Origin of the sequence: Vibrio intestinalis (genome assembly GCF_025195085.2) — a bacterium.
Classification (GTDB): Bacteria; Pseudomonadota; Gammaproteobacteria; order Enterobacterales; family Vibrionaceae; genus Vibrio; species Vibrio intestinalis.
Map to the genome: position 1 here is coordinate 44,662 of NZ_JANAVY020000007.1, position 21,453 is coordinate 66,114.

The 21,453-nt window shown below is 43.2% G+C and carries 16 protein-coding genes and 1 tRNA gene; 8 read left to right on the plus strand and 9 right to left on the minus strand.

The window, feature by feature from the left end; all coding sequences use genetic code 11:
* Nucleotides 1–178: 178 nt before the first annotated feature.
* From MU515_RS11675 to MU515_RS11685, 3 genes are all read left to right on the plus strand, one after another.
* Complete coding sequence (locus tag MU515_RS11675) at nt 179–595, plus strand: hypothetical protein (RefSeq protein WP_258516601.1); 417 nt, start codon at nt 179–181, stop codon at nt 593–595.
* 105 nt (nt 596–700) lie between these two features.
* Complete coding sequence (locus tag MU515_RS11680) at nt 701–2,581, plus strand: methyl-accepting chemotaxis protein (protein WP_260260603.1); 1,881 nt, start codon at nt 701–703, stop codon at nt 2,579–2,581.
* Between the two features lie 79 nt (nt 2,582–2,660).
* Nucleotides 2,661–3,239, plus strand: coding sequence for a DUF2913 family protein (locus tag MU515_RS11685; protein WP_182020517.1), 579 nt, complete (start codon nt 2,661–2,663; stop codon nt 3,237–3,239).
* Between the two features lie 52 nt (nt 3,240–3,291).
* On the opposite strand, the gene MU515_RS11690 is transcribed toward MU515_RS11685, so the two are convergent.
* The gene (locus tag MU515_RS11690; RefSeq protein WP_260260604.1) at nt 3,292–4,665 is read right to left on the minus strand and encodes a tyrosine-type recombinase/integrase; all 1,374 of its coding nucleotides are present in this window, start codon (nt 4,663–4,665) and stop codon (nt 3,292–3,294) included.
* A 279-nt stretch (nt 4,666–4,944) separates the two neighbouring features.
* Between MU515_RS11690 and MU515_RS11695 the strand changes: the two genes are divergently transcribed.
* Nucleotides 4,945–5,018, plus strand: a tRNA-Cys gene (locus MU515_RS11695).
* A 161-nt stretch (nt 5,019–5,179) separates the two neighbouring features.
* Here MU515_RS11695 and alr read toward each other — a convergent pair.
* Both alr and MU515_RS11705 read right to left on the minus strand, forming a co-directional pair.
* Nucleotides 5,180–6,409 (minus strand): alanine racemase, encoded by a 1,230-nt coding sequence (gene alr, locus MU515_RS11700; protein WP_260260605.1) that lies wholly within the window; start codon nt 6,407–6,409, stop codon nt 5,180–5,182.
* Between the two features lie 111 nt (nt 6,410–6,520).
* The gene (locus tag MU515_RS11705) at nt 6,521–8,152 is read right to left on the minus strand and encodes a methyl-accepting chemotaxis protein (protein ID WP_260260606.1); all 1,632 of its coding nucleotides are present in this window, start codon (nt 8,150–8,152) and stop codon (nt 6,521–6,523) included.
* Between the two features lie 439 nt (nt 8,153–8,591).
* Here MU515_RS11705 and MU515_RS11710 point away from each other — a divergent pair, with 439 nt between their 5' ends.
* Nucleotides 8,592–8,987: a nitrous oxide-stimulated promoter family protein gene (locus MU515_RS11710; RefSeq protein ID WP_260260607.1), complete on the plus strand. Its 396-nt coding sequence runs from the start codon at nt 8,592–8,594 to the stop codon at nt 8,985–8,987.
* On the opposite strand, the gene MU515_RS11715 is transcribed toward MU515_RS11710, so the two are convergent.
* Genes MU515_RS11715 through MU515_RS11725 form a run of 3 tightly spaced genes read right to left on the minus strand, consistent with a single transcriptional unit; the run spans nt 8,971 to nt 12,610 of the window.
* Nucleotides 8,971–9,654, minus strand: a complete 684-nt coding sequence (locus MU515_RS11715; RefSeq protein ID WP_260260608.1) for a Crp/Fnr family transcriptional regulator — start codon at nt 9,652–9,654, stop codon at nt 8,971–8,973. The genes MU515_RS11710 and MU515_RS11715 overlap by 17 nt on opposite strands.
* A 59-nt stretch (nt 9,655–9,713) precedes the next feature.
* Nucleotides 9,714–10,931 (minus strand): two-component system response regulator, encoded by a 1,218-nt coding sequence (locus tag MU515_RS11720; protein WP_260260609.1) that lies wholly within the window; start codon nt 10,929–10,931, stop codon nt 9,714–9,716.
* Between the two features lie 2 nt (nt 10,932–10,933).
* Nucleotides 10,934–12,610 (minus strand): response regulator, encoded by a 1,677-nt coding sequence (locus MU515_RS11725; protein ID WP_260260610.1) that lies wholly within the window; start codon nt 12,608–12,610, stop codon nt 10,934–10,936.
* Between the two features lie 135 nt (nt 12,611–12,745).
* Here MU515_RS11725 and MU515_RS11730 point away from each other — a divergent pair, with 135 nt between their 5' ends.
* Together MU515_RS11730 and MU515_RS11735 are read left to right on the plus strand one after the other, a co-directional pair.
* The gene (locus tag MU515_RS11730; protein ID WP_260260611.1) at nt 12,746–16,345 is read left to right on the plus strand and encodes an ATP-binding protein; all 3,600 of its coding nucleotides are present in this window, start codon (nt 12,746–12,748) and stop codon (nt 16,343–16,345) included.
* Nucleotides 16,342–17,757, plus strand: a complete 1,416-nt coding sequence (locus tag MU515_RS11735; RefSeq protein WP_260260612.1) for a PAS domain-containing protein — start codon at nt 16,342–16,344, stop codon at nt 17,755–17,757. The genes MU515_RS11730 and MU515_RS11735 overlap by 4 nt, the downstream gene beginning before the upstream one ends.
* Before the next feature lie 99 nt (nt 17,758–17,856).
* Here MU515_RS11735 and MU515_RS11740 read toward each other — a convergent pair whose 3' ends face one another.
* From MU515_RS11740 to MU515_RS11750, 3 genes are all read right to left on the minus strand, one after another.
* On the minus strand, nt 17,857–19,017 hold the full coding sequence (locus MU515_RS11740) for an MFS transporter (RefSeq protein ID WP_260260613.1): 1,161 nt from the start codon (nt 19,015–19,017) through the stop codon (nt 17,857–17,859).
* Nucleotides 19,018–19,212: 195 nt separating this feature from the next.
* A complete protein-coding gene (gene trxC, locus MU515_RS11745; protein ID WP_260260614.1) occupies nt 19,213–19,647 on the minus strand; it encodes a thioredoxin TrxC in 435 nt (144 codons plus the stop codon).
* A gap of 71 nt (nt 19,648–19,718) precedes the next feature.
* On the minus strand, nt 19,719–20,192 hold the full coding sequence (locus MU515_RS11750) for a peptide-methionine (S)-S-oxide reductase (RefSeq protein ID WP_260260615.1): 474 nt from the start codon (nt 20,190–20,192) through the stop codon (nt 19,719–19,721).
* Between the two features lie 129 nt (nt 20,193–20,321).
* Between MU515_RS11750 and MU515_RS11755 the strand changes: the two genes are divergently transcribed.
* Nucleotides 20,322–21,401 carry a ketoacyl-ACP synthase III gene (locus MU515_RS11755; protein ID WP_260260616.1) on the plus strand — a complete coding sequence of 360 codons (1,080 nt, stop codon included), beginning with the start codon at nt 20,322–20,324 and terminating at the stop codon, nt 21,399–21,401.
* The last annotated feature ends 52 nt before the right edge of the window (nt 21,402–21,453 follow it).

Genomic DNA, 21,453 nt, shown 5'->3' on the forward strand with positions numbered 1-21,453 from the left:
ACTTCGGTTCTTCTCTTTAGTTATGGCGATTTTATGGTTGAAACGGGTCCATCTTTTAGCCACAAAATTGTCTACCACTTTTGTTATTAGCATTAGGGTACGGATGATCTTTTTACTACTAACCTATTGTCATTGCTTGTTTTTGTGGTAGTTCAATAAGTATGGATAGGAGAAAATTATGAGTGGAAAGAAACAAGAAAGCCGATTAGAATCCGCAGCAAAAAATGAGCTGAAAAAAACACAAGAGTTGGCGAACTCTGACTTCATCAAAGGTCAGTTTAAAGAGTTTATGAACAACAAGCTTCGCAAAGACATAGTTCTGCGTGATGACTTAATCAAAAACGGGTCTGCACCGCCTGAAAAACTGATTAGCCGAATAGAGGGAAGACAGGAAGCTTTGGATGAGTTAGTCGCTGAGACTTCGACTACTCAAACAGAGCTGTTAGGCACTTACGATATTTTTAAAGCCCTGATTAGTGAGCTAAGAAAATACGCCCCCGAAAAAGCGGATAAATTTGAAGGCGCACTGGCTCTAAAGATTCAGCAAAGTGGTTCAACAACTTATCGCTGGGGTGAGTTAAAGCGGGCTAGGTAACAAGTTTAGAAGTTAGAGTGAACTTTTTTTTATTAGATACTATCTCAAATATGATATTTTAGTTAAAATGTCGAGTGTGAGTCTTAGAAAGCGAGTGTGGAAACGATGAACGAGTTTAAAATAAAGATAGCGGGGTCTATCGGAGTGCTTATTGCTGTAATAGTTATTACATTGATTAGTATTAATTATTTTTCTTTTAAAAATGAAAGTATTGAGTTAAATAAGCAACTGCTAATTGAGAAGAATTCTACGATAGAGACGTACTTCACTCAAAAAATTAAAGGGCTTAAAAGGGTTTTTTCGGCGGTAAAAGTTAACAATTCTGATATAAATGAGGCTAGGCTTTCTAATGAAGGCGTTTCACAGTTGAAGATGCTTTATGATGCTCAAGCTGGGTTTGTAGAAGAAACCTATATTATAAATAAAGAAGGTTCTATATTTAATCGAGAAGGCGATAAATTAAACTTTAATGTGAGAGACTTGGAACGTACATATTATAATGCAATGTTCAAAGAAAATAAGAGTTTTTATATTTCTGCTCCATTTATATCTAAAGTTACACGCAAAGAAGTCATTACTATGGCTTATAAAGTCGACACGGATATTGCAGTTATTGCAACGCTGTATTTAGATTCTTTAATACAATCTGTGGTGGAACGTAAAGATTTATTTTTATACGCTGAAGATGGAACAATTTTCGTTGCACCTTATCCAGAAATGCGAGGTAAAAACATCTATCAAGAACATCCACTTTATAGGAAGTTTACAGCAAGTAATCCCGAGCTTCATTACACAACAAATTTGAATGGCAATGATGTTGCATTTACAGCATTTTGGACGCAGCTTGAGATTACTGGGTGGAAGTTTGTTAGTTTTATAATGGACTCTGAAATTGAGAAAGGTGCTCAGTCTCAATTTTATACTTCTGCAATTATCGGAATTTTGAGTCTCGTGTTAGCATTATGTGTATTATTATTAGCAGTTAATAGCTTGGTTTTGAAGCCAGTAGGTGGTTCACCAAGGGAGATTGCTGTTTTAATGGAAAATATTGCGGACGGCGATCTTTCCCAAAAGATCAATCAGACTGGTAAAGAAACAGGTATTTATTTGTCATTGATCAAATTGTCAAAACAGCTGTCGGAATTAATAAAAAATTCACATGGTATATCAGAGAACGTTTCGTCTGCTTCTGAAGAATTAAATGTAATAATGAATGATTCGAAAACAAATGCACAGGAAGAATTGTCTCAAGTTGAGCAGATTTCAACTGCTATAAATGAACTATCTTCAACAGCTCAAGAGGTGAGTCAACAAGCTGGTGTAGCAGAAGAACAAGCAATTAACGCTATTAAAAACGTTGAATCTGGAAAAGATACATTAGAGCAGAATATTACTTTAACTAACTCCATTGACTTATCTATTAATGAAAGTGCAACCATAGTTAATGAGCTAAGGCAGTTTGCTATTGAGATAGGTTCTGTTACAGAGGTCATTAATTCCATTTCAGAACAAACGAACTTACTCGCCTTAAATGCGGCGATTGAAGCTGCAAGGGCTGGTGAACATGGGCGTGGATTTGCGGTAGTAGCGGATGAGGTGAGGAGTTTAGCTTCTAAAACTCAGGAGTCAACGGTTAGCATTCAAGATATAATTGAAACACTTCAGAAGCAATCTCAAGTGGCCCAAGACAATATGGTTCATAACATTGAGCTTATTGAAAAATCAGTTCAGCTTGCGGATAATGTGAAAGCCTCTTTTGAGGACATCTCTAAATCAGTTCAATCAATATCCGACATTAATACAATGGTTGCGACTGCTGCTCAAGAACAATTTAGTGTAACGGAAGATATATCCAAAAATACCACGCTTGCGTTTGATTTGGTTCAGCAGAATGTGTTAGGTACAGAAGAAACTCTTCAAGCATCATCTGAACTAGCTAAGTTAGCGGAAACTCAGAAGACAGAGTTAGATTTTTTCAAAGTATAATTATAGATATCAGTAGGATGTGGTGTCAGTCAGCGATGATGATTGACACCACTCGTATATAACGTACCACAGGATAAAGATGTCAAGCTATAAATATGAACGCTTACTATCTACTACTGTAGATAATGCATTGCTACATTTATTTATTTCAGTTGCATATTCAGAACGACACGTTACGAGAGAAGCACGTAACCAAATTTTGCTCAGATGGTTTAAGCCACGATTAAAACAAAATAAATATAGGCTAATAAAAAAAGAGATTAAGTCAATTATTTTAGCAGGTAAGGAACATCACAGCTTATTGGAGGAACGGCTGTGTGATTTAAGAGAATTATCACAACATTATCAGACAAAGCTTAATGATATGCATAAGCTACATTATCTTCTAGAGCATCTCCGAGAGGAGCACGGAATAAAAGCAGATTTATCTGACGATATAACCCAATACCAACCTAATACGATCTATATTTCTAAGCAACATCTAGAGCAGTGTTTTTCAAATGATAAAAAGCAATTGAAACCTCTGTTATTTATTTTATCGAAAGTAGATATAAATAGTTTCACAAAGTTTGTAGGTGATTTTGGTTTCCATAAATTAGAATTAAATGAAGAAATGATAAATGATATGGCTGCGGTAAGAGTTTATTCCATTACCTAGAGAGTGGAATAAATAATACACTTTATTTTTTGAATAATAAATCTAAATGTAATCAATCATCAAAGGTCATAGGTACAAAATATTCATCATCACTCAGATCAAAAGAATCTAACAGTTCTTTCATTTCTTTTTCTTCTTGCTCTTTTTGAAGGGCTTCACTGAGTTCTTTATGGCGATTAGGGTTAATCACATCTAGTTCTTGCTCTCGCTGTTCCATTTGAGATAGAAACTCTTCATTTTCTCTATCTCTGAATGTCATAGTGTCGATATTATCAACTTTCATCATTTGAGCAGCGTGATCGTAGTGAAGACGAATCATATCAGGCGAGTTACCCACGAATTTTGATAGAAGATATATATCAACGTCTTGACTTAAACGCTTAGTGATAAAGTAATGTCGGCAAGAATAGAGAGTGTAGGGCTGTGAAACTTTCTTATCAGCAATAAGACTATCAATCAATGTTTTGAACATCTTCACGAAATCGCCCTTTGTATCATAAGAAGATTCTAAGATTGGTTTACGAACAAACACAAAGTTCTTTTCAGTAATATTTTCTGATGGATTTTGTATCTTTGCCATTTCTACAAGGGAATTAACAGCACTTTTACTCAAAGGGATCTTGCGACTTCTCGAATAGCCTTTCGTTTTACCTTTCTCAATAGTAATGAAATGGTGAATTTCTCCATCAATTTCATCTTTAATCACATTACTGAACATAAAACCTGCTTCTTCACCTGCTCGAATCCCTGTTTCGACCAAGAGATTAAAGTAATGCTTTAGTGTTTTACGATACTCTTTAGTTTTGTCTGTGCGTCCATTCAGCGCAAACTCATCAAAACTTTCTTGAATAGCAGCTAAATCAAGGTTGGTAAACGCTACACGATTCTCAACTTTCTTACTTTCTGATTTTGGTAGGGAAGGGATCTCAGACTTTTTAATGTAGTCTTCTTCTTCTAGGTATTGAAACATCAACATAAAGCAAGTGTTAGTCATTCTCTTGCGTGTTAGAGATAACTCACGGCTTTCATAGTAAAGACGAATGTTCTTAGCGGTAAGCTCTTCAATCGACTTACACTTGAAGTAAGGAATGATATGTTTGTTGATAAGCGTCTTGTAGCTTGTGTAAATTGTTTTTTGAACGTCTTTAGCATCGAGTAGGGCAATCGCACCCTCAAACGCTTTTTTAATCGTCATTGATTTAGTTTCGATGATCGGCAAACCTGCAAACTGACGTTTCTTCATTTCATCTTCAAAACGAATTGCCTTTCTAAGAGCTTCATCACGATTAGTTGTTTTAAGGCTACGCTGCACGTTTTTCTTATCAATCCTAAGACGAACATAGTATGATTGAGAGTGCTTTTGTCGGTAAATGGCTAGACCTTTACCGATTTTAAAATACATTGAATAGTCAGGTTTTTCGATCATCACAGACCCCTAGAAAACTGAAAAGTATTACATTTTTAATTACATGAATTTCTAAAAATGCTCTAAGTATCTGTAGTATATGATTATATTGTAGGGCTTGGCAATTTAAAATCCCTCGGCGTTCGCGCTGTGCCGGTTCAAGTCCGGCCCGGGGCACCATCTAAAATATGAAGATGTGTGAGATTAAAACCTCGCCTTCGTGTCGGCTGGCCGATATGTCGGACCATCAATTCCGACCGGAGCACCATCTTGATTTTGCTCATTGAGCACATAAATAAAGGCGCCTTGGCAGAGTGGCTATGCAGCGGATTGCAAATCCGTGGACCTCGGTTCGACTCCGGGAGGCGCCTCCATTCTCTCTCTGTTGGAGAGGAATAAGACAACCAGCGTAAGCTGGTTTTTTTGTGCCCCCAGTTTATTGCTTAAAGCTAATCCTCAATTAGAAAACAAAAAAGCGAGCACTTGGCTCGCTTCGATTGATAATACAGAGTATGGCCTCTGTGAGTTTAAAGGGTTACTTTACATAAACTCGTGGGTTCGCATTGCCCCAGAAGGTGTATAGCTCAGGGAAGATAAGCTCTGCGTGGTTTTCCATCTCAGAGGCTGTAATTGCTTCACCTTTTTGAACGCCAAACAGCACCACTTCATCACCGGCTTTCACGCCTTTAACACTAGATACGTCAATCATAGTGGTGTTCATTGATGTAACGCCTACCACTTTTACACGTTTTCCATTCACTAGCACTTCTGCTTTGTTACCCATCTTACGTGGATAGCCATCTGAATAGCCGACAGGCAGGTTCGCAACCACGCTTGGTTTCGTTGTTGTAAAGCTGCTGTCATAACCTACAGTCGCGTTATCTGGCAGATCGTGCAGTGAAGCGACACGAGTTTTGAACGATACGATAGAAGGGTACTCAGGGTTGGTCGGCAAATCGCCGTACAATACGCCGCCAGGACGAACCATGTCTAACTGAGCTTCAGGTACGTTAAGCGCTGTGTAAGAGTTCGCAACGTGAAGCAGTACATCATCACGCTCTAAATCTGTGTTGCTGATTAACCATGCAGAGTTGTCTTTGAATGACTTAAGTTTCGTGCGAATGTCATCAGAGTTGTAGTTAGGGAAGTGCGTCATGATACCCACGATCTCTACGCCAGCTTGAGATGCGATCGTAACCGCTTCTTTTTTGCCTGAGTCAGTCGACATATCTACGCCATTACGGCCCATACCACCGTCATTCAGTGCAAGGTGCACTTTGATCTCTTTACCCGTATTTTTGGCAAGTTCAGCCAATGCGATGCTTTGTTCTTGGCTGCCGATCAGCTCTTCGATGTTGTATTGTAGCGCGCTTTCGATTTCGCCAATGTCAGCAGAGCGTACACGCATTAACTGGCCTTTAAAGCCACTATCACGCACAGCTTTTGCTTCTGCGTTGCTTGCTACAGCTACACAAGGGATCTGTTGCTCAATAATGGTTGGCATCAAGCCTTCAATGCCGTTGCCGTAAGCATCAGCCTTCATTACTGCGCAAATCTTGCTCTCTTTATTGATATGAGATTTAAACTGCTCTATGTTGTCAGAAAACTGGCCGAGGTTCACCTCTAACCATGCGTTAGCCGCTTGGATCTGCTGTTGTTGTTGAGCGGTGCTGTTAAGTTCTAATGGCGCCGCAACAGTTTGAAGAGTTGGAGCTAATGTAGCAGCTGCAATGGCAATAGAAAGTAGAGTTTTGTTTAGACGCATAAATTCTCCATACGCGTTCGAGTTATTGTCGGGGGAACGAAAAATCGAGGGCTCCAATAAGGAACCCTCGAAAATATTAGTGCGGGATGTGAGTCGGTTTAGCGTTAAGCATTAGCTTAGTTTGAAGCGGCTCATGACATCTTTTAACGACACAGACAACTGGCTTAGCTCACGACAAGCTTGCGCGGTTTGCTCTGAGCCATGGGCAACTTCTTGTGAAGCCACGTGAATGTTGTCGATGCTTTGGTTGAGCTCTTCTGCTACCAAATCTTGTTGGTTACAAGCGGTGGCAATTTGAGTACCCATGTTCGAAATCTCAGAAATAGATTCCTCAATGTTGCTCATTAGCTGCTTTGATTGTAAGCCTTGGTCTGCACACGTTGTGATGCTGCTGCGAGATAGCTCTGTCGCTGATTTTGCATCGACAGCTAATGATTGTAGCTCTGTAATGATGGCAGTGATTTCACTGGTCGAGTCTTGGGTACGGCCAGCAAGTGTACGAACTTCATCGGCAACTACCGCAAAGCCACGGCCAGATTCACCGGCACGTGCCGCTTCAATCGCTGCATTTAGCGCAAGTAAGTTAGTTTGATCAGCGATATCGCGGATTACATCGACTACAACATTGATCTTGTGCGATTGTTGCTCTAGTTCAGAAACTGTATCACCTGCAGTACCAATCACATTCGCCACTTCATTAATTGAGTCGACCATGGTTTGCGTTTCACGAACACCGTTTTGCGTGCGCACGTTGGCTTCGTTCGATAGCGATGCTGTGTTTTCTGTAGTGTGTGCTACATCAGCCACTGCTGCTTTCATTTCCGTCATCGCCGTTGCGATGTGGGTAATCTGCGCTTGCTGCTCTTTCATACCTGTAGATGAAATCTCAGAGATTTGGTTCATCTCTTCAACCGCGCTGCTCAATTGGGTTACTGCTGCAATGACATTATCAATAATTTGGCGTAGGTCGTTTTGCATTTGGCTGGTGGCATCAGCCAGTTCGCCTAACTCATCGTTACCAATCGCTTTGCGGTTGATATCTTTTGAGAGATCGCCAGTGGCAATCGCATGGGCTTGCTCAACAACCAATTTTAGTGGGCCGCAGATAAGTTTGGTCAGTAGCAGAGTCATTGCCACCATAATCGCAAGAATGACAACATTACTCGCAATTGAAGAGTTACTTAGGCCATTTACTGATGCAAGAATATTGCTCTTGTTGCTATCCATCGCGCCTTTCAAAATATCGATCAGTTCACCCAGTTCACGATCGACTGACTCAAACTGGCCAAGCGAGTTGGTTAAGATAGGGTGTGCTGTTTTTTTATCATTGTTGAGCATGGCAGCGTTGTACTGATCCATGGTGATTAGGTACTTATCCCAATTACGCATTAGCAGATCAAATGTTTGTTTTTCAACGCCTGGCCATACAGTTTTACCGTAAGCTTCAAGCTCTTTGGCAATCTCATGGCGGGTTTCAATGTTACTCTTGATGATGCTCTGTACACGGTGTGGCTCATCAAAAGTGAAAGCAGCAAATTGTCCACGACGCCAACTTGATAGGTTATCTCGTATAGCATCAACGCGTTCCATCGCGGGTAAGGTGTCGTCGGTGTAGTTCAGCAATTCTGATTTAATGTTTTTCAGCTCAGCTGATAAAAATACGCCAAAAGCAATGTTAATAAGCGCAATAAGCAAGAATGAAAGCGAAATCTTCTTGGCTATAGATAGGTTTTTAATAGACATCGTGATTACCTGGTTCAAATTTATAAATTGTTGCGTAAGCTAACTTTATTTTTATGTGTGATATTGGTCACTATTTTGTATGCAACGGCGGTAATGTATCACCGATTTAAGTGATTTTCGATAGTCTGTTTAAATTTTAATACAAATAATCTATGTCAATGATTTTTAAAAGGTAAGACCAGTTTTAGGCTGAGAGTTTAGTGAGATTTAAAGGCTGAAATCTATATATGACGGGCGTTCTAGGGCTTTAGTTAGAAATTGTAACTGACTATAATTTGAGTGTTGTTGTACGAAATTCAAACACCTTCATTTGGCTGATATTTGACCAGTTGTGAGTGAGGTTAATGATATTTACCGCGCTAGTTTTATCTATATCAAAGCATTTTGCTTTTATACCAATAAAATAGAGTTACTATTATATCAATAGGCGAATGTTTCGATGGCGAAAGTATTTTCTCAAATTTTATCAGGCGAATTGCTGACAGAATTTAAAACCGTTACTTACATGGTTCAAATATACTGTCGTTCTCATCATGGCAGTCAAAATGGGCTGTGTGAGGCTTGTCAGCAGTTGCTTGATTATGCAGAAGTTCGCTTGGATCGTTGCCCTTATGGGCAAAACAAACCCACCTGTAACAAATGCCCAATTCACTGTTATAAGCCAGAGCCAAAAGAACAGATGCGTTTAGTGATGCGATATTCTGGGCCACGGATGTTACTGCCACATCCATGGTTAGCGATCCGCCATTTATTACATGAACGCAAAAATGTGCCGCATAAACCAAAGCCGAATCAATCAAACCGACATATAAGAAAAATCAATTCAGGCGAATAGTGCCGTCGAGAACAGAGAGCCTATGTTGCAGCTTTGATGGCTCAATTAAATGAATAGAACCTCTTTCAATACTGATCTCTCCGCTCGACTCCAACATCTTTAACACTTCATTAAGCCGTGGTCTGGAGATGCCAGTAATCGCGCTGAGCTGCTTTTGGGAAGCGCTGACTTTTATAAAGCTGCCTTTGACGGTTTTCATTAACCTAGCGATTTCAAGCAAGGTAAACACAACGCGGGTTTGTCTGTCGTGCAGCGAAGTGATTTGCGCAAAAAGCCATTGCTGCTGCGCTCTGACACTACAGTGGTAGAGCCATTTATAAACAAACGGGTCGGTTGCGGCGAGGGCATCAATACGTTCTTTGGGAAAGTAAATTACTTCAACAGGTTCAAGTTCCTCAATCGAGGCGTGCAGGTGCACTGACTGGTTGATCATCGAACTGCCAAGCCAACTACCTTCACCGTAAATTCCCGAGTTCATGGTATTGGTGTTTTCATTACCAAAGGTAATCGCAATAATGCCCTTTTTAAGGTAAGTCACACCGCCTGATTTCGCTTCAGATTTGGCAATCGGAAATTGGCTAGCGCGAATCGCACAAAGCACGATGGCATCTTTGGTTTCGGTAGGCAGTTCGCACGGCCATTGTATGGTGTGGTGTAGAGTGTCCAATCGCTAGCACTTAGTTAACTGTGTCGTTAACTAAGTGTAATTCGCAAAGCAGTAAATAATCAAATAGTTACTGATTCACCACGAGTTTGAGGTTTCAATTGTGTGAGGACGCAGGAATTAAAAAACGCTTCCGCCGACATAGGTTTATTGAAGTAATAGCCTTGCAGGCTATGGCAACCAAGTTTTGCCAGCATTTTTGCTTGAGCTTGTGTTTCTATACCTTCCGCAACCATACGTAGATCGAGGCTTTGCGCTAAATTGATGATGCACTGCAGCGCAGCAAAGTGTTTGTGGCTGCTCGACATCTTATCGATAAACAGACGGTCGATTTTGAGCTCACTGAATGGGCTACTGATCAACTGATTAATCGACGAATAGCCGGTACCAAAATCATCAATAGAGAGAGTAACACCACGCATGCGCAGTCGGCTTGTATTATCTAGCGAGCGCGCCAAATCTTTAGTCACTTCTACTTCTGTTACTTCTAACGTAAGTTTGTTGGCAGGAAAGCGAGCCTGTTCGATGATTTGCAGCACTTTGTCGGCAAAATCGTCTTTCTCAATGTCTGACGGTGAAATGTTGATCGACACATTAATATGTTGACCCGCGCGGTGCCACTTGACGGCTTCCTCTACGCTATAGCGCAGCATCTTACAACTGAGGGCATAACTTAGCCCTTGCTCAATTACGATGGGTAAAAAGCGATCGGGTGGAATCAGTCCGAATTCAGGGTGTCGCCAACGAACCAGTGCCTCTGCGCCGATTAGCTTGCCGGTTTTCGCGCAGTAGTGACCTTGGAAAAACGGTTCAAATTCATCATGCAGTAACGCGTAGCGAACATGTTCTTCATTCACTTGCATCACTTGTTTCGGAATGGCTTTACTCTGGTTTTGAAACTGGTGACGCCAATGATCGACGATCTGGCTGACTGCTTCTTTGCTGACGGGTTTACAAATGCGCGAGATAGGCTCAAACCCATATGAGCGAGACATATCAATCACGGCATTTTGTACATCGTTGGTCATGCTACTGGTGAGCACGATAAATGGGCGCATGTTGGTTTGCGCAATATGGCGGATAAACTCAACGCCATCCATATCTGGCATACAAAGGTCAACAAAGATAATGTCAGGTTGCTGCACTTCTAAGTGGGTTAACGCTTCACGACCATTGGCAACGACCGTTACCTCGGCATCGCAGACACTGCGCACTAACTTTTGCAAGATAGTGGCGTGGAAGTTCTCATCTTCAAGGATCAGGATATGTTTCAGTGTCATACTTATACCGCTAGTGAACCAGTCACTCTTAAGTCAGAATATTTTAGCTGTTTGGCTAAGGTGTCACATGCTTTATAAAAGCGTTTGGTTTTTTCATATTTGGTACCATGCAAATGTTCTTTGCACAGTATAGCGGTACGCAGCACTTGGTTACGATTCCAATTCAGTGGCCAAGATTGGGTCAACACTTCCATCGTCAGTAGGCAAATTTCAGAATCGACAACATTCGTCGAAACAGCCTTACTTAACAGGGTTGAAGCCTTTTCAAAATGTTTAGATGCTACATACTGCTTAGCGTGTTCTTTCACTTTGACAATGTGGGCATAGCCTTGCTCTGCCTTACTACGATATTGCTGGAAGTAGCTAAAAATCGGCTGATTTAATGGGCTAGGGTCGGCATTTCTAAGGTGATCGGTCACTTGCTTTGCCGCTGCGCGATATTGGTCTGTGTCGTGCACTGCGAAAGAGGCTTTAGTGAGCTCGATTTTTTCATATAGAGTCACTTCGCGCTCTGGCTGCTCGCTCAGCAAATCTAAATATTGCTTAAAGTAAGCTCGGCTTTTTTGGAAGTCACTTTTCAAATGGTAAACGCGGCTGAATAACAACAGCTCAAACGCCTTGTATTCATCGCGAACAAACTGTTGTCGCCACTGATCCACAAGTTTTGCCACCGCGGCAATATGAACGTCGCGGTTTTCGTTTGATTGGAACTGCGCTTGGTCAAGGGTAATTGACGCGCCGAGTAGGTAATGGTCGACGCTGTCGCGGAATGAGTTCTTCACCTCAGCTTGCATTGTCACAATCGAGGAGATAGCGCTTTTCAAATCAAATAGCGCCAGATTATAAGCGATGCGTTTTAAATGACGTTCAATCACCTTTGGTGAGATCGAAAGTGCGGCTTCAATTTCATCTACTGCTTGTTCGTATTGCGATTGAGCTGCATAGATTTCAGCACACAGCTCATTGGCTTGCGCTGAGCGGAAGGCGTCTTGCTTTACTTGTGTCGCAAGGAACACCGCCTGTTTGTATTGGCGCTGCTCAAAGGCCAATTTTGCCAGCTGTAAATTAACCGATGATTGCTCTGGTGAATCTTTAACATTAATTAAAATGTTGCGCGCTTCATCTAATTGGCCAAGGCCAATTAAGGCTTGCGCTTTAAGAATTTGTGAGCGAACGATGATGTCGTCTTGCTTGTAGAAGGCTTGGTCAATCGCATCAATCGCTTTTTGGTACTCTTTGTTGCCAATGATGGTCATCACATCGCCAAGGTGGCGTTTCTTGTTGGCAAATTGCGGTAAGCGTTCTTTAAGCGTGGTGTAGTTGAGCGGCTTCAGCAGGTAGCCGTCCGGCTCTAATTCCATAAAGCCACGCACCACTTCAGGAGTGGAGTCTGCGGTCACAATGATGTTGACGCAATCAGGGCTTAATAGCTGTTTTTCTTTTAGCTCATCAATTAACTGATAGCCGTTGGCTTTTTTACCTAAGTTGTAATCAAAAAATACCAACGAGTAATTATTTGTTCGACATTTGGATATGGCTTCTTTGGCGTCCTGGGCAAAGTCGATCGTTGGAGAAGAATAGCCGAGTTTTTGCAGCATGCCTTTTGCGGCAGTGCGGTACATAGGACTATCGTCGATGATCAAAACAGGGCGATTAAGGGCAGCTTTATCGTTAAACATGCAGTACCAAATTCAACAAAATGAAACGCTGACATTATTTTCTATTTTTATACAGAAGTCTGTTCTTTAAAGAACAGAAACCTTTTTATTGGGGCAATATACTGTAACTCTAAATAGCCAAGAGGTGTCGAGCTCGTGTTGAACTCTGTTGTACGTCGATTATTGACTTTGTCGCTTATCGTTTTCGGCTCAGTGCTAACTAGCACTGGTGCTCACGCGCAATCTTTTCAGAAAGCGATAACCGTAGGTATCCCTGCCTCAGAGGATGGCAGCACCGTTTATCCTGATTCGCAAAGTGTACAACGTCTTGCAGAATTCATGGGTCAGTATTGGCAGGTTTGGGGCGCTCGCTATAGCTATGAAGTGACCATTGTGCGCGAGCCATACGAGTCACTGACAGCTAAACTCAAATCGGGCGAGATTGATGCCATTAGCTTCAGCGCTGCAGCTCGTACCGGTGAAGATGCCTTGTTTAGTATCCCGTTTGCATACACTGGCGCTGCTTTGTATGAACGTATTGGTGATCGCCATAAAGGCCGACCAGTTGCTCTTGATATCCCTTCCTCTCTTCTTCCTAAAAACTTTAACTATTCTCAGCATCTGGTTTATCACAACAACGATCTCGATGGCACTTTAAGTAATGCGCGCTACGTGAACTACATTTACTCGTGGAGCACGGATCTGATCGCGCAAAAGCTTAAAGAGCGAGGCTTAGAAAATAGCTTCATTCTAGAACAGCAATATCACGGTGTTCCGCTACGAGTGAAAACACTGGCTAAGCAACGTTCGTTAATGCGTGATATTAACCGTGGTATCCGAATGACGTCACAATCGGTGGTGAGCGAAATTTGGCAAGGGGTGAATAAAGGCCAACACAACAGCATTCAAATGGTGATTGGTCACTACCACCAAAAACTGACAGAGGAACAAGAGTGGTTATTGGTCGATAAGCCGTTTCTAACTTATGCCTATATTGAAAACGGTGAAGAGCCATATTTCATTAGCGATAACTTTGAGCTAGAAGGTTACACCATTGATGTGCTTAACCTGATTTCAGACCGCTTGGGCATTACGTTTATTGGTCGGCCTTATCGCTCTTTCCAAGAAGCACTCGATGCAGTGAAAAACCACGAAGTGGATCTCTTCCCTGGCGTGTTCAAAACCGAATCCCGCTCGGTGGCGCTCGACTTTACCAGTGATATTGATAAAGCCTCAATCGGCATCATTAGTGAAACGGACTATTACGCGATCTCAGAACTGCTTGGCCTACGCATAGCGTTAGTACGCGGTTTGCATGAAAACGATATCGTTGCGCGTATCTTGCCAAGTAGCCCAATCATCTATGTTGATACGGCTGAAGAAGCGATTCAGGCGGTTGCCGAAGGGCGAGCGGATGCCTTTGTGGGTAAACTGCTCAATAGTATTTATCTGGTCGACAAGAAAAACCTTTATGGTTTGAAAATTCATATCGCCCAAGATGTGAAAGAAGAATTGTGGCCACGTATCGCTCTACCAAAAAACCAACAAAGCTGGCGCGATTTTCTTAATCTCGGCATTCATGTGCTTGGTGACAACTTTCAACAAGAAATTGGCCAAAAATGGCAACGAGCGGTGGAAGCCAATTATCAAGATCAACAAAGACAGCGTCTTGTGCGCCAGTCATTGTATGTGGGTGTTTCGTTCGCAATTCTAGTGATGATTGCGCTCGTGTTTTATCGCAATCAGTTAAAGAAAAGAGCCAAGGCGCAGGCCATTTTAGAAAAAGCGCTGCAAGAAGCAGAAGCTGCCAAACGCCAAGCGGAAGACATGGCATCAGCTAAATCAGACTTCCTTGCGCGCATGAGCCACGAGATTCGTACACCAATGAATGGTGTATTAGGTATGGCGGAAGCCTTGTCATTTACCAAGCTAGACCAAGAACAGGCGGATCTACTGCATACCTTGAATGGTTCGGCGCGTAACTTAATGGCGCTGCTGAACGACGTACTCGACTTCTCTAAAATGGACGCAGGTAAGCTGACGCTAGAAAGTATCACTTGTGACCTTACCACGCTGCTCTCTGGCGTTGAGGGTAACTTCCGCCATAAAGCGCAGGCGAAAGAGTTAGTGCTGCATAGCCGACTCGATTCTCAGCTCAACTCTAGCTACTACTGTGATTCCACCCGCTTGATGCAAGTGCTGAATAACTTAGTCTCCAACTCAATTAAGTTTACCGAGCAAGGTTATGTGGAGCTAAGTGCGCAGATGATTGCGGAGAACTACCGTCAAGACGAGTTTGGCAATCAATACGACTTACTTAGCTTCCAAGTTCGCGATAGCGGCATTGGTATTTCTAAAGAAAAGCTTGATAGCCTATTTGACCCATTTGTTCAGGCTGATGGTGATATTACCCGTCGTTTTGGTGGTACTGGTCTTGGTTTGAGTATCAGTAAAGAAATCGTCGATGAGATGGGCGGAGAAATCAAAGTCAGCTCGGTGCTTGGCCATGGCAGTTTGTTCAATATTATGCTGCCCGTGCAGCGAGTGGTGGTAGAGGCCGCCAATGGTGAAGAAGAAGTGCCTTCACCGCAAAACTTTGCTCGCAAAGACTTAACGACTCTTCGTGTGCTGTTCGCTGAAGATAACGAAGTAAACCGTAAAGTTATCGGCGGGCAGTTAAAACGTTTAGGGGTCGAGTTTGATAGCGCTGAAAATGGGGCAATCGCCTACAAGATGTATCAGTCGGGTACGCATTATGATGTCGTGCTCTCTGACTGTCACATGCCGGAGATGGATGGCTTTACCTTAGCTGGAAAGATTGCCGAACAGCGAATTGATGGTAAACCTCATCTTATTGCGATTACCGCAGATGCACTCAGTGGTGCGGCCAAGCGCTGTCTATCAGCAGGCTTTGATGACTACATTTCTAAGCCGTGTCCGTTGGATGTGTTAGAGGCCAAGCTTAATAGTGTTGCAGCGACATTAGATACTGCTGAAGTGGCTGATTTCGGCAAAATAGACTTAACCACAGAGCAAGATGATGACTTGAGTTGGTTAGATGAGTTTGAGTCTGTGACGCCACAAGTGAGTGAGCAGCAAGATGTTGAGCCAGCGGAGCAGATTGATATCGAGTGGCTTGATGGCGGAGAAGCGGTTAGCCCGCAAACTGACTATCAAACCGCCTCTCAGCAGCCGCTTGAAAACATTGAGTGGGATGACGAGTTCACAACTGACGATCAGTCGAGCAACGATACCGTTCCTGATAGTTCACTGGAAAGCTTGTTGGCTGAGTTGGAAAACATCAGTAGCGCTGCGCCTGATCCGTTAACTAATGACGTTAGCGACGTATTTGATGCGTTTGAAGAGTTTGAGGAATTAGAGAATCAGGCGCCGAGCCAGTTCCCAGAATACATAGCATTTACACCAACTGCGGTACTTGCCATGAGCGGCGAGGATATGGATATCGCCAAGGAAATATTGGAGTCTTTCTTGTCTAACTATCAAAAGGATATTGATGAGCTCAACGATGCTTGGCATAAACAAGATATTCCAGAGCTCAAAGATGTCGCGCATCGAATCAAAGGCAGTGCGCTTTATCTCGGGAGCGAGCCAATCGCAGAAGTTGCGAGGGATTTAGAACACGCCAGTGCTGACAACAACACAGAGCTTGCGGCCGAACGGGTGGAGTACATTTCACAGCATCTTGTCGTGCTTGCCAATGAGGTGGAGCAATACTGCGAGACGGTAGCAGTATGAAAATTCGCTCCTCACTCGATGTAACGATTCGCTGGGTTATCTACTCAGTAGCCGTGGTGGTGGCGTTTGTCGCAGGGGCAACGGCGTTAATGGCGCTAAATGGTGAGCGTGAATACTGGAAAAATCAAATTGCCGAAAACTACAAATACCAAGTGCTTGGCTTGGTTAAAGATGAGTTTTTTAAAATCAACGAGCAGAGCGAATTCTTACGTACCAGCAACACCGTGTATAGCTACACCAAGTACCGCAATCTCTATGGTTTAAGCCGTGTAATTGAAAGCCGCCATTTGGAGCAAAATGATATTACCGGTGTGCTAGTGCAAGACGTAGGTGGCAGAGAGGTGTACTCCAACTCTAAAACCGCCAACAACCTGTTTAAATCCATGGTCGATATGTTTGTACCGGTGATGGATAGCCCGTATGAAATGTCTCGCGACCATGGCTTTATTTTTGTCGATGGCCGAGTATTTCTCTATAGCTCGTACGAGTTAAGTGGTGTCAATCGAGACGGTCCATCAGGTCAACTAACCATGTTTAAAGAGGTGACTTCGCACCATGTCTCCAAGATTAGCCAAAAGCTAGGTCGCAGATTCGATATTCAATACACTTCGGCAAGTCGCCGTTTAATGCGCGTGAGTTATTCAAGCGGAGTAGAAATTTCGGTGCACGATATCGTCGCGACAACACGAGACATTAAAATTGAATACCGAGCCATATTGCCAAGTGGGGTGGTTCAACCAGCGAGTTTTGTGGTGTATTTCCCACTTGAAAAACAGATCAGCGATCATTGGATAGTGGCTGTCAGTGTCTGCTTGTTTATTTTCGCTACGATTCTGGTGGCGTGGGTGATGATCAGGCAATTTGTTATGATTCCGGCGTCAAAAGTGGCAGAAATGATCACTGATGAATCGGGATTCAAAAATGAAGAGTTGACCAATCTACCTACTGAGCTAGACGAGATTTATAAGCGCTTTAGGCTCCTTTATGACAACATTGAAAGGCAAAATCGATTTAGCGAACAATTGGTAGATGCGATTGGTGACGTGATCATCACAGTCAATATTGATGGTGAAATCGAATACTTAAACCCTGCAGCGTGCGAATGGCTAGGCTTTGAAGAGAAAAAGCTGCTCGGTGAGCCAATTGAAATGTACATCACCACACGCGATAAGCAGCATGAAACCTTCTCTAGCTGGCTATACAAAACCAATATTATGGGCCACCGCGTTGAGCGAACGTTAAGGTTGAATGTTTTGGGGCGGAAGAACGTTTGTTACTCGTGCGATATTATTTGCCAGCCAGTGGATTTGAATAAAGCTGGGGGCAGTGAATCGACTTCTGTAGTGGTCATCCGTATTAACAGCACTAAACGTTGTAACCGTGGTATGAAAGCGTGCAAGTTGTGTGATTGACTTGTTTGATTGACGTTTTCCAAACATTAAAAATCAAAAAGGGCGCTTAGCGCCCTTTTGCATGTCTGGAACATTCAGATTCCGACATTGAATATCGATTTATTCGCCCGCCATTGCTTGGCGTTTACCTTTGATGCTCGCAAGTAGCATGTAGATGCAAGTCGCCAGTAGTGCAGCAAATAAGTAACCTAGTAGGCCTTGAGTGCCGAGCATAAAGCCATCTGCAATCACTGGGCCTGCAACTGAGCCAATGCTGTAGCTAAATAGCATTACTTGAGTCACCGAAACAATGTAGCTCGGGTCAAGTTTGTCACAGCCTAGGTTGATCGCAACAGGGTAAATTGCGAATACCGCCATACCCAACACAAACAAGCTGATACCTAGTAGGTAGATGCTGCTGTCTGAAGCCGCTAAGCTAATCGAGCCAACGCCCAGTAGGCAGAATAGCGCCATGAGTAGTGTGCGACCTAGAAACTTAGACAACCAAGGCACAATAGGTTGTACCGCCATACCACCTAAGATAATCAATGCCATTAGACCGCCTAGGTCATCGTTAGCAATACCGCGATTGCTCAGTTCTACAGGCATTAGGCCGTAAATCGCACCTAAAGTTAAACCTGAAACAATACAGCCAATAATTGCAGCGTGGTTTAGCTTGGTCATTTGTTTTAGAGACAGTGAAGCGCTATGGCCTGATTCAGGTTGATCAGAACGGCCAAAAAACAACACCACAATCGCTAAGCTAAGTAGCAAGAAAATCGCGATGAATGGCACGCTACCTGTGATACCTAAGAACCCGATACCAAGTTGGCCTAGTGAGCTACCACCGTATAGAGAACCCATGTACAAACCCAAGCGTTTTGCTCGTGCGCTTTCGTCACCGTGAAGCAACCAAGATTCAACAATCACGAACACGCCTGCAACCGCAATACCCGCGATAAAACGAGCCACTAACCACGCCGATGCCGAAGCAATGGTAGGCAATACTAGAATGGTCGAAATAAACGCCAATAGGCAGTAGATGAACGCATTGCGGTGACCCACTTTATTTACTAAAGGTTCGATCACCATTGCTCCAACTAGAAGACCGGCATAGAACACACTGGCTAGCCAACTCGCTAAACTGCCGTCCAAACCGTAGTGTGGAAGCATTAGCGGAATCAAGCTCATTAAATAGCCAGATGCTACCGCATATAGAGCTAACGCGATAACAGGAACTGCGATGCGAGCTTTAGGTGCAGGAGCTAGAGTGTTTTCCAATGTCTTTGCCTCAAGTTGAATATAATTTAGGGGGGATTTGCGGCGACTATGGACAATTGAGAGGTTTTGGTAAAACGAAAAGTTTTACTCCTGACGATTAATGATTTTTATCGTAGGAATTGCTGAGTATTTATATGAAAAAGCCGACAAAATAAGCAATCTGTCGGCATTTATTTGTTTGATATGGGAGGTGGTTTATTTGGTCAAAGCATCATTTAGCCATTGATTAAACTGGCCTTTGGGTAGCGCGCCATTAATGACATCAACTCTTTTACCATTTTTGAATACCATAACGGTTGGAATGCTCCTAATTTGATGTTGCATCGCCAAATTCTGCTGGTTTTCAGTATTTATTTTTACGAATCGAACATTTCCTGTACGCTCGCTGGCGGTATCTTCAAACACGGGCGCAAATCCCACACAAGGGTTACACCACGGAGCCCAAAAATCGACCACAACAGGTTGGTCACTGTTTAGTAGAGCAGCAAAATTAGACTCTGTACCCTCGATAGGCGCACCGTCGAGCAGTGGCTGTTGGCATTTACCACAGTTAGGGCTTTCAGATACGCGTTCTAATGGAACTCGGTTAACCCCTGAACACGATGGGCATCGGGTGTTGAATGTTGACATGACTTCTCTCTTCTAATTGCTTATACGATGGTGTTGAGCATTACCATCTGTTGTTGAATATTGTTGTTAAGTTATTGTTTGTACTTATGTAGTAAATCTAGCGGGATATGGCAGTAATCGTTAGGGTGTAACGTCAAACGGTCTTGATGCTCAGGATCGCTCTTTACATAGTTGTTGAGTGATATGACTTCAACCGCAATCTGTTCGCTGTCTTTGCGATTGGCAATAAACTGCTTTGCGCTCTCTAAGTGCTGAGCGTTTTGGCTGTAAATACCTGTACGGTATTTTTCGCCGATATCATCACCTTGTTTGTTGATGCTATGAGGATCGATGATCTCGAAAAAGTAGCCGATCAGCTGTTCTAGTGTGACTAGGCTGGGGTCAAAAACGGTTCGTACACACTCCGCATAACCATCATAAGGCGTATTGGTTGCGGTGCTGCTTCCGTTTGCGCGGCCAGCTTCTGTCTCAACAACGCCAGGGACGTGGCGCATAAACTCTTGCACTCCCCAAAGGCAGCCGCCAGCAAAATACACTTCTTCCATTACCACTTCCTATTCTCTGTTTTAGTGACTACGCGAGCTTGTACTAATATTGCAGTAGCGGTGAATATTGCCATGCACCACGCGGATATATACTATTTGGGGATAAATGAAGAAAAATAAAGGCTCTCAATGACCAACTACTACGCTGAAATTACTGGTTGGGGGAAATGTGTTCCGCCAGCAACGCTCTCTAACGATGACCTAAGTACCTTCCTTGACACTTCTGATGAGTGGATTCGCACTCGAACGGGGATTGAAAATCGTCGTATTAGCCATGTAGAAACGTCAGATATGGCGACAGTTGCTGCTAAGCACGCGATTGCCTGTGCGGGAATTACCGCTCAAGACGTTGATGTAATTATCGTGGCGACCTGTTCACCAGATTCTCTTATCCCTAACATCGCGTCTAAAGTGTCGCAAAATCTTGGTATTCAAGGTGCGACGGCATTTGATTTGAACGCAGCTTGTACTGGCTTTGTGTATGCGCTAGAAACCGCGACACGTTTAATCCAAGCGGGTAACTACCAAAACGCACTGATTATCGGTGCTGAGCGTCTATCGTTTTATATTGATTGGACACAGCGTGATACCGCAGTTTTATTTGGTGATGGTGCAGGCGCAGCCATCTTAAGTAAGACAGAGCAGCCAGTTGGTCTGCAAAACGCGCAGCTAGGTTGTGATTCGCAAGGCCGTGATATTTTGGCCGTGCCCAAATTTGGTACTTCGATGGATCGCTTTGCCGCTGATAATGGCCATTGGGATTTCAACTTCGTAGGTAAAGAAATCTTCAAACGTGCGGTAAAAGGCATGGGTGCTGCGGCGCACAGCGTGTTGACTCGTAGCCAACTGACTACCGATCAAGTTGATGTTGTAATCCCGCATCAAGCGAACATTCGCATCATCCAAACTTTGTGTGACCTCGCGGGGATTGCTCAAGAGAAGGCGTTTGTAAACATCCAAAACTACGGCAACACTTCTGCGGCGACTGTGCCGATTGCACTGTGTGAAGCTTTAGAACAAGGTAAAGTAAAACCGGGTGATAACCTGCTTTTGGCTGCATTTGGCGCGGGTTTAACTTGGGGCGCGGGTCATGTTCGTTGGGGTCAACGTGTAACGCCGATTGAAATGAGCGACGCGCAGCTTCCACCATGTGAGCAAACCGCCTTAGAACTGCTAGAAAATGCGATTACTCAGTGTAAAAGCCGATAGTTAGCTCAATTCTACAATGTTATTATTGCGCCCTTAACGATAAGAATAAGGG